The sequence below is a fragment of the Thermosediminibacter oceani DSM 16646 genome, assembly GCF_000144645.1.
Lineage (GTDB): Bacteria > Bacillota > Thermosediminibacteria > Thermosediminibacterales > Thermosediminibacteraceae > Thermosediminibacter > Thermosediminibacter oceani.
Genome location: NC_014377.1, coordinates 1,012,854 through 1,025,437 on the forward strand (window position 1 = coordinate 1,012,854; position 12,584 = coordinate 1,025,437).

General features: G+C 43.7%; 15 protein-coding genes. 13 read left to right on the forward strand and 2 right to left on the reverse strand.

Translation table 11 applies throughout. The features are described 5' to 3' along the window. Window position 1: 1 nt before the first annotated feature. The 6 genes from rlmN (at window position 2) to spoVM (ending at window position 4,690) form a co-directional block, all read left to right on the forward strand. Window positions 2–1,042 (forward strand): dual-specificity RNA methyltransferase RlmN, encoded by a 1,041-nt coding sequence (gene rlmN / locus TOCE_RS05130; protein ID WP_013275832.1) that lies wholly within the window; start codon window positions 2–4, stop codon window positions 1,040–1,042. Then, window positions 1,039–1,800 carry a Stp1/IreP family PP2C-type Ser/Thr phosphatase gene (locus TOCE_RS05135; RefSeq protein ID WP_013275833.1) on the forward strand — a complete coding sequence of 254 codons (762 nt, stop codon included), beginning with the start codon at window positions 1,039–1,041 and terminating at the stop codon, window positions 1,798–1,800. The genes rlmN and TOCE_RS05135 overlap by 4 nt, the downstream gene beginning before the upstream one ends. Window positions 1,801–1,818: 18 nt before the next feature. After that, window positions 1,819–3,675: a Stk1 family PASTA domain-containing Ser/Thr kinase gene (gene pknB, locus TOCE_RS05140; RefSeq protein ID WP_013275834.1), complete on the forward strand. Its 1,857-nt coding sequence runs from the start codon at window positions 1,819–1,821 to the stop codon at window positions 3,673–3,675. A gap of 12 nt (window positions 3,676–3,687) precedes the next feature. Continuing rightward, window positions 3,688–4,344: a ribulose-phosphate 3-epimerase gene (rpe, locus tag TOCE_RS05145; protein ID WP_013275835.1), complete on the forward strand. Its 657-nt coding sequence runs from the start codon at window positions 3,688–3,690 to the stop codon at window positions 4,342–4,344. Window positions 4,345–4,422: 78 nt separating this feature from the next. Next, a complete protein-coding gene (locus TOCE_RS12295) occupies window positions 4,423–4,581 on the forward strand; it encodes a membrane protein (RefSeq protein WP_041423874.1) in 159 nt (52 codons plus the stop codon). A 16-nt stretch (window positions 4,582–4,597) separates the two neighbouring features. Then, window positions 4,598–4,690, forward strand: a complete 93-nt coding sequence (gene spoVM / locus TOCE_RS12095) for a stage V sporulation protein SpoVM (RefSeq protein WP_013275836.1) — start codon at window positions 4,598–4,600, stop codon at window positions 4,688–4,690. Between the two features lie 29 nt (window positions 4,691–4,719). On the opposite strand, the gene rpmB is transcribed toward spoVM, so the two are convergent. Next, entirely contained in the window at window positions 4,720–4,908 is a 189-nt protein-coding gene (rpmB, locus tag TOCE_RS05155; RefSeq protein WP_013275837.1) for a 50S ribosomal protein L28, read from the reverse strand. 193 nt (window positions 4,909–5,101) lie between these two features. Between rpmB and TOCE_RS05160 the strand changes: the two genes are divergently transcribed. The 7 genes from TOCE_RS05160 to TOCE_RS05190 all read left to right on the forward strand — a co-directional run bounded on the left by TOCE_RS05160 (window position 5,102) and on the right by TOCE_RS05190 (window position 11,266). Then, window positions 5,102–5,455, forward strand: coding sequence for an Asp23/Gls24 family envelope stress response protein (locus TOCE_RS05160; protein ID WP_013275838.1), 354 nt, complete (start codon window positions 5,102–5,104; stop codon window positions 5,453–5,455). Window positions 5,456–5,477: 22 nt separating this feature from the next. Further along, on the forward strand, window positions 5,478–7,106 hold the full coding sequence (locus TOCE_RS05165) for a DAK2 domain-containing protein (protein ID WP_013275839.1): 1,629 nt from the start codon (window positions 5,478–5,480) through the stop codon (window positions 7,104–7,106). Between the two features lie 16 nt (window positions 7,107–7,122). Next, complete coding sequence (gene recG, locus TOCE_RS05170) at window positions 7,123–9,147, forward strand: ATP-dependent DNA helicase RecG (RefSeq protein WP_013275840.1); 2,025 nt, start codon at window positions 7,123–7,125, stop codon at window positions 9,145–9,147. A gap of 128 nt (window positions 9,148–9,275) precedes the next feature. Continuing rightward, on the forward strand, window positions 9,276–9,500 hold the full coding sequence (locus TOCE_RS05175; protein WP_013275841.1) for an alpha/beta-type small acid-soluble spore protein: 225 nt from the start codon (window positions 9,276–9,278) through the stop codon (window positions 9,498–9,500). A 261-nt stretch (window positions 9,501–9,761) separates the two neighbouring features. Continuing rightward, complete coding sequence (gene rsmD / locus TOCE_RS05180; RefSeq protein ID WP_013275842.1) at window positions 9,762–10,316, forward strand: 16S rRNA (guanine(966)-N(2))-methyltransferase RsmD; 555 nt, start codon at window positions 9,762–9,764, stop codon at window positions 10,314–10,316. Further along, window positions 10,316–10,795, forward strand: a complete 480-nt coding sequence (gene coaD, locus TOCE_RS05185; RefSeq protein ID WP_013275843.1) for a pantetheine-phosphate adenylyltransferase — start codon at window positions 10,316–10,318, stop codon at window positions 10,793–10,795. Before rsmD ends, coaD begins: the two co-directional genes overlap by 1 nt. Before the next feature lie 24 nt (window positions 10,796–10,819). Continuing rightward, window positions 10,820–11,266 carry an ATPase gene (locus TOCE_RS05190; protein WP_013275844.1) on the forward strand — a complete coding sequence of 149 codons (447 nt, stop codon included), beginning with the start codon at window positions 10,820–10,822 and terminating at the stop codon, window positions 11,264–11,266. Between the two features lie 3 nt (window positions 11,267–11,269). On the opposite strand, the gene ylbJ is transcribed toward TOCE_RS05190, so the two are convergent. Continuing rightward, the gene (ylbJ, locus tag TOCE_RS05195; protein ID WP_013275845.1) at window positions 11,270–12,529 is read right to left on the reverse strand and encodes a sporulation integral membrane protein YlbJ; all 1,260 of its coding nucleotides are present in this window, start codon (window positions 12,527–12,529) and stop codon (window positions 11,270–11,272) included. Between the last annotated feature and the right edge of the window lie 55 nt (window positions 12,530–12,584).

Below are 12,584 nucleotides of genomic sequence, written 5' to 3' on the forward strand. Positions count from 1 at the left end.
TATGGCTAAAACCAACCTTAAGGGGATGACTGTAGAGGAACTTCAGGATTTTATAGTTTCGCTGGGTGAGCCGCCGTACAGGGCGAGACAGATTTTCCGCTGGATATATAAAGGGGTTACGGATTTCGAAAAAATGACCGATTTACCCAGGACTCTCGTGGAAAAATTGAAAGAGCTCTCTTATATAGACAAGATCGGCATTTACAAAAAATTTCAATCCCGCAAGGATGCTACCGTAAAATACCTTTTTTTGCTGTCGGATAACAACATAATTGAGAGCGTAAAGATGGAACACAGTTACGGGGTAAGTGTCTGTGTTTCGAGCCAGGTTGGATGCGCGATGGGGTGTGCCTTTTGTGCTTCGACCATCGACGGACTTAAAAGGAGTTTAAATTCCGGGGAAATGGTCGACCAGATTCTCGTTATCCAGGAAGATATAAAAAAAAGGATAAGCCACGTCGTCATCATGGGGAGCGGTGAACCCTTACTCAACTACGATGAATTGATAAAATTCCTGAATATAATCAACTCGCCACTGGCCTTTAACATAAGCTACAGGAGGATCACCGTATCTACCTGCGGGATAGTGCCCGAAATCAGGCGCTTGGCCGATGAGGGGTTGCCGATTACGCTTTCGGTATCTCTGCACGCCCCTGAGGACGATTTAAGGGATAAACTCGTTCCAGTCAACCGCAGATATCCCATTTTGGAATTGTTAGATGCATGTAAATATTATATAATAAAGACGAATAGGCGGATTACCTTTGAATACGCTCTTATTTCCGATGTAAACGATTCGAAAGAGTGCGCGGTAAAACTCGCACGTCTTTTAAAAGGTTTGCTGTGTCATGTCAATTTGATACCGTTAAACCCTGTTAGGGAAAGGGATTTTATGAGAAGCAAACCCGAGAATATCAGGCTGTTCCAAGAAATTTTAAGACACTACGGTATTTCGGTTACTGTAAGGCAGGAGATGGGAGCCGACATAGAGGCCGCCTGCGGTCAGCTTCGTCGTAGCATTATGAATGAGGTGAAAAGATGATATACTGCGCGAGAACCGATAAAGGCATGGTAAGAACCAACAATGAAGATGCTTTTTACCTTCCTGAGGGAGAAGATGTGCCTTTGTTGTTCATAGTGGCGGATGGAATGGGCGGCCACAATAGCGGCGAAGTTGCAAGCAGGATGGCTGTCGAGGAAATATCCTCCCATATCAACCGGAGTTTATCAGTTTGCGTGCCGGAAAACGCCTGTAATAAAGACTGTTGCGGAAACGAGACCCTGCAGGTAATCAAGGAAGCCTTTTACGACGCCAATATGAAGATATACAGGACATCCATTGAAAGGGAAGAATGTTGCGGGATGGGAACTACCGCCACAATGGCACTTTTCAAAGACGGTAAGGTTTACATAGGCCATGTGGGTGACAGTCGCGCTTATATACTGCGGGATGAAGGTATAAGGCAGTTAACCAAGGACCATTCTCTGGTCTGGCAGCTTTTTGAAGAAGGAAGGCTCACACTGGAAGAGGTCCGTTGCCATCCTATGAAAAATGTGATTACAAGAGCTCTGGGTGTAGGCGAAAAAGTTGAAGTAGACCTGATGGAACTTGAGTATAAAAAGGGAGATATTTTCCTGCTTTGCAGTGACGGCCTTACGAATATGCTGGAGGACACGGAGATCAGGGACATAATTTTAGACGCAAAAAGTTTGGATGCGGCTGCTGATAAATTAATAGAAGCCGCAAACAGCAATGGTGGTTTAGACAATATAACCGTGGAGATTGTACTGGTAGTTTGATACGGGGACGTGATAGGTATGATAGGTAAAACATTGGGAAACCGTTACGTCATTTTGGAAGAAATTGGTGGAGGAGGGATGGCCGTAGTTTACAAAGCCCGGTGTACCCTCCTCAACAGGATTGTGGCGATAAAAGTCTTAAGGCCGGAGTATTCCAACGATGAGAATTTTGTCATGAGGTTTCGGAGGGAAGCCCAGGCTGCTGCGAGCCTTTCACACCCCAACATTGTAAACATATACGACGTGGGAAATGAAGACGGTATTTATTATATTGTGATGGAATACGTTGAGGGCAAAACCTTAAAAGAGATGATTAAAGAGGAGGCGCCTTTGCCTCCGGCGAGAGTCATAGAGATTGCTAAGCAGATCTGCGACGCCCTTGAGTGTGCCCACAAAAACAAGATTGTCCACAGGGATATCAAACCCCACAATATAATAATAACTCCCGAAGGGCGGATCAAGGTAGCCGATTTTGGTATAGCCAGAGCTTCTACGGGTTCCACTATAACCAACACCGGAAGTCTGATTGGTTCGGCGCACTATCTGTCTCCCGAGCAGGCCAGAGGGGGATTTACCGATGAAAGGTCAGATATCTATTCACTGGGCGTGTTGTTGTACGAAGCTTTAACGGGGCGAGTACCTTTCAACGGTGACAGTCCTGTAGCTGTAGCATTAAAGCATATCCAGGAGGATCCGAAACCCATATCCGAAATCATTCCCGGATTTCCGCCTCTTCTGGAAAATGTTATAATGAAGTGTATGGCCAAGTCGCCGGGGGATAGATTCCAAAGGGCTGCAGACCTCAAAAGAGAACTCATGAAAATTGAGAAGGATCTGGAGGTAGCCAACTTCAAACCTTCGGACCTCGAACGAACTATGGTGCTTGAGATGGATAATATTGAGCCCGTCCATCAAAACGAATCGAAAAAGCAAAAGAAAGGCCACAGCTATGTCAGAGGCATCGCAATTATTTCGCTGATTGCTATACTCTTTGCGGCATTTTCCTACCTGGGCGTGTTGCTGGCCCGCAAGTATTTTGAAGTTCCGGAAGTGGTGCTTCCTAATGTAATAGGATACAGCGAGGAAGAAGCCAAAAGAATACTCCAGGAAAGAAATCTAAAAGCTGAGGTTGTGGAAAGAATTTTTTCCGACGCGCCTGAGGGGCAGGTAATAGACCAAGACCCTAAAGGGGGTATAACCGTAAAAATTAACCATCCTCCGATAAGCCTTACCGTGAGCAAAGGCCCAAAGACCGTGACAGTTCCGAGAATAATAGGGGCTACGGAAACGGAGGCTATAAATATCATTAACAGCAACAAATTCAAAGTCGGCAAAAGATCTACGGAATACTCTAATGAGTACCCGGCAGGGATAGTGATAGACCAGAACCCCAGAGAAGGCCTGCAGCTGCCCGAAGGGACCGAAATCAACTATACGGTCAGCCTTGGCCCTGAGGTTAAAAAAATCAACATGCCGTTGCTTATAGGCAAGGATCTGGAATTGGTGGAGAAAGAAATTGAAGAAAATGGCCTTGTCCTGGGCAACGTGGAATTCACTCCATCCGATTCAAAAAAGAACACGATTATTGAGCAGGACCCGAAGCCCGGTGCAGAGGTTGAAGAGGGTTCCGCCGTAAACCTGGTCGTCAGCAGCGGTCCGCCGGTAAAAAAAGTCAACCTCTCGATAGAGCTGCCACCGCAACCCTCGAAATTCATGGTAAAAATAGAAATTTCCGATGATCTCGGAGACCGCATAGTCTACAATAAAAAACATTCTCCGAAGGACAGCCCGCTGGAGGTACCCATTGAAGGAATGGGAGTCATCCATGTAAAAGTATGGATAGACGATATCCTCTGGTCCGAGCAAAAACTTTGAGGAAGGTGAATTATGGCAAAAATAGCTCCATCGATCCTGTCCGCCGATTTCAGCCGGCTCCAGGATGAAGTAAAAAAAGTGGAAGATGCGGGTGCTGACCTTTTGCACATCGACGTCATGGACGGTCACTTCGTGCCAAATATAACAATAGGACCACCGGTGATATCGAGCCTTAGACGACGGTGTTCCTTACCCTTTGATGTGCATCTAATGATAGAAAATCCGGAAAGATACGTGGACGATTTTATAAAAGCCGGCGCCGATATTTTGACTGTCCATGTGGAGTCCACGGTTCATATAAACCGCCTGGTTCAGTCCATCAGGGACAAAGGTGTGCTGCCGGCAGTGGCTTTAAATCCCGGCACTCCGTTGAATGTGCTGGACTACATCCTGGAAGATGTTTACATGGTTTTACTGATGACCGTAAACCCGGGGTTTGGTGGCCAGAGTTTTATCAAAGGTATGCTCAGGAAAATAAAAGAACTAAAATCACTGATAGAATCGAGGAATCTTGACGTCCTGATCCAGGTGGACGGAGGCATAAACGAGAATAACGCCCGTGAAGTTATAAGCGCCGGCGCCGATATACTCGTGGCCGGTTCCGCCGTTTATAATTCCCCGGACCCGGCTTCTGTAATCCGGAAATTAAAAAATTTACCCCCGCTTTAGGGGGTTTTTTTTTGTGTCAAAACCGGGCCTTTCCGAATATAAATATCATAAAGGATATTAGCCGCTGGGGGTGGTCCGGTGGGGCTCCGCTTTAATAAGAAAAGGGTGATCGGTATCATTGCGACAATTACGGGAGCGGCGATTCTTATTACCCGCCTACCTTCATGGATATGGATGATGGCTCTCGGGGGATTTTTAATCTGGTTTGGATGGATGCTATTCACCGAAAGCCGGTGAAAGGAGGGCTGGGAGGATGGTTAAAATATACGTGTTCAAATTGCCGAAAAAGCTCGGGAAAATCGTAAGAAAAATTCTGGGGTTATTTTCCCGGGAGCATGAAGAATAAAAAGAGCGTGCTTTAACGGCACGCTATTTTTATTGCGCTCTTTTGACCTTTCCGGACCGCATGCAGCGGGTGCACACATAAATTCTTTTGGGGACACCGTCAATTATGGCCCTCACCCTGTGAACATTAGGAGCCCAGAGCCTTTTTGTACGAATATGGGAATGGCTTAACTGCATACCTGTCCTGGGGACCTTTCCGCAAATTTCGCACTTGGCCATTGCTACACCTCCCGTTCGTTTTTGCACATACAAAACAATTTTATCACATAAAAAGTTCGAGTGCAATAAACCTAAAGCAGGATTATCCAAAAAAGTGGAATAAGAGATTAAAATATATTATAATTGAAATTGTAATTCGACAAAAATGCTCGTATGCCCTGAGTTAAAATAATATGGTGAGGGAGGTCCAACGGTGAAAAATATCATCAAAAACTCCCTGGGGAGTATTAACATTTCCAAGGAAGTAATAGCAGTACTGGCAGGTAATGCAGCTATGGAGAGCTACGGCCTTGTCGGCATGGTTTCTAGAAGAATGAGCGACGGAATTGTTGAACTTTTAGGAAGGGAAAATTTAGGTAAGGGTGTAGAGGTTCAGGTAACCGAAAACGAATTGATAATAGACCTGTATATAGCCGTCCAGTATGGCACGAAAATCAGCGAAGTCGCCAATAACATTGCAGAAAAAGTTCATTACTCTTTAAATAAATTTTTGGGCTTTTCACCGGACAAAGTAAACGTCATTGTTCAGAGTGTGCGGGTGAAATAGCGAGCAAAGGGAGGTTATCTCATTGGCGGTTGAAAAAATTGATGGGGCATTGTTTAGGAAAGCGCTAATACATTCATCCCGAATATTGAAGCGCAATAAAAAGGTTGTTGATTCTCTCAACGTTTATCCGGTACCCGACGGGGATACCGGTACAAATATGTCGCTGACAGTAGAACAGGCCGTAGAAGAGGCTAGAAAGGTTAAAGGCGATAACCTGAAGCGCATTGTCGATGCGGCTGCTTGGGGTTCGCTTATGGGAGCCAGAGGAAATTCTGGGGTTATACTGTCTCAGCTGTTTAGGGGATTTGCCGCAGGAGTGCCTGCCGGAAAAGATTGGATTAATGCTCAGGAACTGGCTGTGGCCTTCAAAAAGGGGGTCGATGAGGCATACAGGGCAGTTTTAAGGCCTGTAGAAGGGACGATTCTTACGGTTGCCAGAGAGGCTGCCGATAAATTGCTGGCTGAAGCTAAGAGATCTAAAGATATAGTTGAAAATCTGGAAAAAATGCTGGATCATGCCAGGAAAGTTTTAGACAAGACTCCGGAGATGCTGAGTATATTGAAAGAAGCCGGAGTGGTGGATGCCGGCGGAAAAGGTCTGATATTTTTACTGGAGGGGTTTCTCCAGGCCTTAAAAAATCCCGCGTTAATTGAAGAAGATGAAACCGGTGAATCTGCCGACCCTGTCGAGCAGGGGACCGTAAGAGCCGATATCCGGGAACTCGAGTATATTTATTGCACCGAACTTATAGTAGAAGGCCGGGAAATAGATATTGATGCTTTAAAGTCACAGGTAATGCCTCTGGGAGATTCTCTTTTAATTACAGGCATGAATAATGTCGTAAAACTTCACATTCATACGAATCATCCGGGGGAAGTGCTGGAAAGGGCTCTGAAATGGGGAGAACTTTCAAAAATAAAGGTTGACAACATGAAATTACAGCACGAAGAATTTGTGCGTTCGTCTCCCCAACAAGAGGATGATAAAGTAAAAGATACTACCATCGTAGCGGTGGTTTCTGGAGAAGGGCTTAAAGAAATATTTAAGAGCATGGGGACCGACGCGATTATTGAAGGCGGCCAGACCATGAATCCCAGCACGGAAAACATTTTATCGGTGGTAAACGAGCAGAAATCGCCAAACATTATAATACTTCCAAATAATAAAAATATAATACTTACGGCTGAACAGGTAAAGAAGCTAAGCGACAAAAACGTTTATGTGGTACCGACCAGATCGATTCCTCAGGGAATTTCGGCGCTTTTAGCTCATAATCCCCTCCTTTCCGTGGAAGAAAACGTAAACAACATGAGCGAGGCTTTGAAAAATGTCATAACAGGCGAGGTGACTTTTGCAGCGCGAGATTCCAGGTGGAATGGTACCGACATAAAAGAGGGAGACATCCTTGGTATAGTAGACGGGGAGCTTATCGCAATAGGAACCGATAGGTCGGAGGTTTTACGCGAACTTATATATAAAATGGCCAGCAAAAGAGATTCCGGTGTGCTCACGATTTACTGCGGAGAAGCAGTGAGCCTGGAGGAGGCCGAAGAGGTTGGGAACGAAGTATCCGAAAAATACCCGGATATTGAGGTGGAGGTTTACAAAGGCGACCAGAGCCTGTACTATTATATAGTTTCTCTGGAATAATCCCGGGGTGATGTGATTGAATTTACTATCGGAAGTCCAGTATATCAAAGGTGTAGGACCTTCGAGGGCGAAATTGCTAAGATCGCTTGGAATCAATACAGTAATGGATCTTCTTCATTTTTTTCCGAGGCGGTACCTGGATCTTACTCCGCTGAATTTTGAACAGGGTCATGATGATAGCGTCGGAGCTTTTCCGTGCATTGTTGCGGATTATGGATATGAAGTGCTTACCCGATCCAGGATGAGGATTGTAAAAATACCGGTAACGGACGGCAGGCGAAAGGGCTCCGCCGTTTTTTTTAACCAGCCTTATATGAAGGATGCCTTCAAACCAGGGGACAAGCTGGTTCTGATAGGGAAAATAAGAAAAAATTACGGTGAGTACGAAATATTGAATCCTGAATGGCAAAAATTTGAAAAAACAGATTATGTTGATTATGCCAGAATTTGCCCCGTTTACCCACTTACGAAGGGTTTAACACAGAAGATTATGCGCAAAATAATAAAAAGCGTACTTCAGGATCCCTTAGAAGTTGATGAGGTTTTGCCTCAAAGCGTGTTAAAAGAGTACAGGTTAATGCCGAAGGCATCCGCTTTAAGAAATATCCATTTTCCCGAAAGCTGGGAAAAACTTACGAAAGCCCAGGAACGATTTGCTTTCGAAGAGCTTTTACTTTTTCAGCTGGCTATGATGATAACAAGGCGTCATCTCATGGGAGAGAAAAGGAAAAATACATATAAGGATTTTGATTTAAAACCTTTTTTAAAAAATCTCCCCTTTTCTCTTACCGAAGGGCAGAAAAAGGTTATAAAGGAAATTATATCGGATTTAAAGAGCGACAGGATAATGAATCGTTTAATTCAGGGCGATGTAGGTTCGGGGAAAACGGTGGTAGCAAGTATAGCGCTTTACCTTGCGGTAAAAAACGGATATCAGGGAGCTTTCATGGTTCCCACGGAGATTCTCTCCATACAGCACGGTGCCACATTAAAAAAATTTTTAAATCCGCACGGGATAAAAGTCGAGGTTCTAAAAGGAGACATGCCAAAAGCCGTAAAGGAACAAATCTTATGCGATCTTGAAAAAGGACGCATCGACGTGGTGGTCGGAACTCACGCTCTTATTCAGGAAAACGTAAAATTCTATCGGCTAGGTATGGTGGTCACCGATGAACAGCACCGCTTTGGTGTTAGACAGAGGGAAGCTTTGGTCAAAAAGGGATACTATCCCGACGTCCTGGTTATGAGCGCCACTCCGATTCCAAGGACGTTGGCGCTTACCATATATTCTGACCTGGATATTTCGGTAATAGATACTATGCCCCGGGGGCGCCAAAAGGTTGACACCTATGTGGTAGACGAAAGTATGAGAACCAGAGTATATAAATTCATGGAATCGGAAATAAAAAAGGGTAATCAGGCTTATGTCGTATGTCCTGCAGTCGAGGAGAGCGACATAGGACTTTCCAGCGTTGAGGAAATAGGGCGGGAATTACAAGATACTTTTCCACACCTCAGAATAGGCATACTGCACGGAAAAATGAAAACTGAAGAAAAAGATCGTATTATGAAAGATTTTTACGATAAAAAAATCGACGTACTTGTGGCGACAACGGTGGTCGAAGTCGGGGTGGATGTGCCTTCCGCCACGTTAATTGTGGTGGAAAATGCGGAAAGATTCGGTCTTGCGCAGCTCCACCAGTTAAGGGGAAGGGTCGGAAGGAGCGATCTCAAGTCTTACTGCGTTCTCATTTCCGGGTCAAAAGATATGGGCGTTAAAGCAAGACTGAATTTTATGATGAAAACCCACAACGGTTTCGAGATTGCTCAAAAAGATCTGGAACTCAGAGGCCCGGGAGAATTTCTGGGGGTAAAGCAGCACGGAATGCCGGAATTCAAATTTGCAAGTCTAATAAAGGATTTAAAATTGCTGGAAACGACGAAAACCCTTGCCGACGAAATTATCGAGAAAGACCTGTTGTCCACACACGAATACAAAGGCTTAAAACGAACACTCGAAGACAAATTTAAAATTGTATAAAAAATTAGAAAATGTAAAAAGTAACCGCTAATTTATACATGTGCTGGTTTTTCAGGCAGATAGTTCTAGTATTATAGAAATATGCTCGGGTTATATTAAGACTAGAAAAACAAGAGGAGGTGAGAAAGATGGGTCTTGGACAGAAAAGAAACAAACTCGTAGTTCCTGAAGCTTACAAGGCAATGGAACAGTTCAAAGCTGAAGTGGCAAGAGAAGTCGGAATTACTGCTCCTGCCGATGGTTACTGGGGCAATTATTCTGCTAGGGACTGCGGCGCTGTAGGCGGTCATATGGTACGCAAGATGATTGAAGATTATGAAAGGCGCTTGAGCGGCGGCCAGAACATTCAGTAAATAAGCACCAAGGAACAGACTCTAGTCAATAGAGTCTGTTCTTCTTTATTTTAACCACGATTTAACATTTAATGCCGGCGGCATAAGCCACCGGCATTTGGGAGAGGAGAAACCGGAGGAAGAGCTTATGGGGAATTTGTTTTACACTAATATTATTGACAACCTAAATTTAAATTATACATAAAAACATTGCTATTAAATTTATTGAAATGCTAGCTAAATATGTTAGAATAATACTAGGCTTGTCAGAGGGTGAATTAAATGCGGGTAACTGGTGGAATCTTCAGGGGCAGGAGAATTAAATCCCTCCCCGGAATTAAAACAAGGCCTACATCGGATATTGTAAGGGAGTCGCTGTTCAATATTTTGGGGGAAAAGACAGCGGGAAGCAGTTTTCTAGACGTATTTGCCGGTACCGGTAGCGTTGGCATTGAAGCCTTGAGTCGAGGGGCAGAAAGGGTCGTTTTTATTGAAGAAGGAGGTCTAGCTTGCAGAATAATAAGAGAAAATCTTATCAAACTAAGGATATCCGATAAAAGTTTGATAATTAAGGCTGATTATTTAAAGGGCATGAGAAGCCTTGAGAAGACTAATACAACCTTTGATATAATATTTCTGGACCCACCCTATGACAGGGGATTTGTCTCCCCGTGCCTGGAATTTTTGAACAATTCCGAGCTTTTAAAGCCAAATTCCATTGTTGTGGTCCAACACTCGGTTTCTGAGGTGATTAAAACTCCTCCGAATATAACCTGTTATAAAGAAAAGAAGTACGGCATCACAAAACTATCTTTTTTTTATAGGAGTGAAACATAATGAATGTAGCCATATATCCGGGAAGTTTTGATCCAGTAACCAACGGACATCTGGATATTATAGAAAGAAGTTCACGACTTTTCGATCGCCTGATAGTTGCAGTTTTAAGAAACCCAAGTAAAAAACCTCTTTTTACCGTAGAAGAGAGAATCGAGATGATAAAAAAATCGGTAAGTCACATAAAAAATGTAGAAGTAGATTACTTCAGCGGCTTACTTGTAGATTTTGCCCGCTTAAAGAAAGCTTGCATTATCGTTAAAGGCTTGAGGGCCGTTTCCGATTTCGAATACGAGCTGCAGATGGCTCTCATGAATAAAAAGCTGGACGAAGAGATAGAAACTGTTTTTATAATGACGAACGCTAAATATTCTTATTTGAGTTCCAGCATAGTGAAAGAAGTTGCAAGCTTAGGAGGATGTGTTAAAGAACTGGTTCCCCCCCTGGTTGCCGAAAAATTAAGAGAAAAATTTAATAAATAATTTTGCGTGCACTGGAGGGTTCTTATGGAGGTTTACGATTACATTGAACAATTACAAAACTTAATAAGCGAGAGCTCAAAAATACCTTTTTCCAACAAGGTTATAGTTGATCAAGAAAAAATTCTGACATTGATGGATGAGATGGTGAAGGCATTACCAGAGGATATAAAAAAAGCAAAAAAAATTATTGAAGAACGCCAAAGAATTCTAGTTGAAGCGCAGAAGGAAGGAGAAATGATAATAAAAGAAGCAAAAGAACATATCGAGAAAATGGTAGATCAGAATGAAATCATGAAAACTGCCCGGGAAAAGTCCGAAGAATTACTGGCGGCCTCCAAAAAAGCCGCGCGAGAGATAAGAGTTGGAGCCAACAAATACGCCGACGAAGTGCTCGAACAGCTGGAAAAGCACCTGGAAAAAATATTAGCCTCGGTTAAAAAGGGAAGAGAAGAGTTAAATCAGAGAATGTGAGTTCTATTTTTTTATAACCTTAAAGCTTATTATTTCAAACCCCCTCAACAGGTAAATGATAATCGATACCAGAATGAGCAGGCTGAAAAGCAACAGGAATACCTGGCTTGATACCGTGAAAATGTTCAGCCAGCTTTGAGAAGTGCTCTGTGGTGCAATGGCAAATACGGGCATGGACCAGGAGTTAAAACCCTCAATCGGTATTGCCATCATGAAATACGTAATAATTCCCGCAAAAATGGCGTGCAGGAGTCTTGCTATAATATAAGGGAGTATTTTTATATCAGTGTCGGTGATCATGCTCAGAACCTGAAAATGTACCGAAAGTCCGCTCCAAGCTATTATAGCGCTGGCAACCACAACCCTCTGTATAAGCGGAGCATCGGCGGTGCTTGCCAGCTTTGTTCCCAGCGTTATTTCAAAAATACCGCTGATAATGGCCGGTGAAAGGGTTTCCTGGAGACCGCAAACCTTCAGAATTATGCTTAATCCGGGAGCCAGCATGTTGACAAAACCCACTATGGTTATTATTCTGATAATTACTGAAAATAATGTTATGAACCCCAGGATCAGTAAAAGAGAATTTATAGAATCCTTTATACTATCACTAAGGAGCTTACCGAAGGGTCTTGCGTCCTCACGGCGGGCTCTTATAAGCTCTCTTGTAGCTTTGAGCAAAATACTCTCGCGGCTTCTAGATGACGTTACGGGCGGGGTTGTTTCCGAATCTACTGCGTAAAAACGCATAACAAAGCCGACAAGTAGAGCGGATATATAATGGGCGACGGATATTATAGATCCCAGCCGCACGTCTTTGAACATACCTACGGCTACAGCACCTACCATGAAGAGCGGATCTGCTGTGTTAGAAAAAGACATTAATCGCTCTGCTTCTCTGGCATTGCAGAGTTTCTTTTTTACGAGCTTGCCCGTGAGCATTGCGCCGAGAGGGTAGCCGCTAGCAAGCCCCATCGCCATTACAAATGAACCTGCTCCGGGGACGTTGAAAAAAGGCCTCATAAAAGGTTCCAGCAGCACTCCCATAAAGTGAACAACTCCCAATCCCATCAGGAGCTGGGAGCCTATGAAAAAGGGAAGCAAAGCGGGTAGAACGATGTTAAACCATACGTCAAGGCCCTCAAAAGCTGCCTGAAAAGCTTCCTCCGGAAAACGTATTATCGAAATAGTTATAACTACTGCAATGGCCGGGAGTATCAACTGGCTCATTTTCGCTACTCTGCTCTTTTGTATATTGAATCTCATAATCAGGCCCCCTAAAGCATTTTTTGCGTTCTGGTTTATATTAATATATATTGCC

Excerpts from the sequence above, each read along its gene's own strand:
- TOCE_RS05190 (WP_013275844.1), top strand. The coding sequence starts at position 10,820 with ATGGAGGTTTACGATTACATTGAACAATTACAAAACTTAATAAGCGAG.
- spoVM (WP_013275836.1), top strand. The coding sequence starts at position 4,598 with ATGGTTAAAATATACGTGTTCAAATTGCCGAAAAAGCTCGGGAAAATC.
- rlmN (WP_013275832.1), top strand. The coding sequence starts at position 2 with ATGGCTAAAACCAACCTTAAGGGGATGACTGTAGAGGAACTTCAGGAT.
- rsmD (WP_013275842.1), top strand. The coding sequence starts at position 9,762 with ATGCGGGTAACTGGTGGAATCTTCAGGGGCAGGAGAATTAAATCCCTC.
- rpmB (WP_013275837.1), bottom strand. The coding sequence starts at position 4,908 with ATGGCCAAGTGCGAAATTTGCGGAAAGGTCCCCAGGACAGGTATGCAG.
- pknB (WP_013275834.1), top strand. The coding sequence starts at position 1,819 with ATGATAGGTAAAACATTGGGAAACCGTTACGTCATTTTGGAAGAAATT.
- TOCE_RS05135 (WP_013275833.1), top strand. The coding sequence starts at position 1,039 with ATGATATACTGCGCGAGAACCGATAAAGGCATGGTAAGAACCAACAAT.
- coaD (WP_013275843.1), top strand. The coding sequence starts at position 10,316 with ATGAATGTAGCCATATATCCGGGAAGTTTTGATCCAGTAACCAACGGA.
- ylbJ (WP_013275845.1), bottom strand. The coding sequence starts at position 12,529 with ATGAGATTCAATATACAAAAGAGCAGAGTAGCGAAAATGAGCCAGTTG.
- TOCE_RS05175 (WP_013275841.1), top strand. The coding sequence starts at position 9,276 with ATGGGTCTTGGACAGAAAAGAAACAAACTCGTAGTTCCTGAAGCTTAC.
- rpe (WP_013275835.1), top strand. The coding sequence starts at position 3,688 with ATGGCAAAAATAGCTCCATCGATCCTGTCCGCCGATTTCAGCCGGCTC.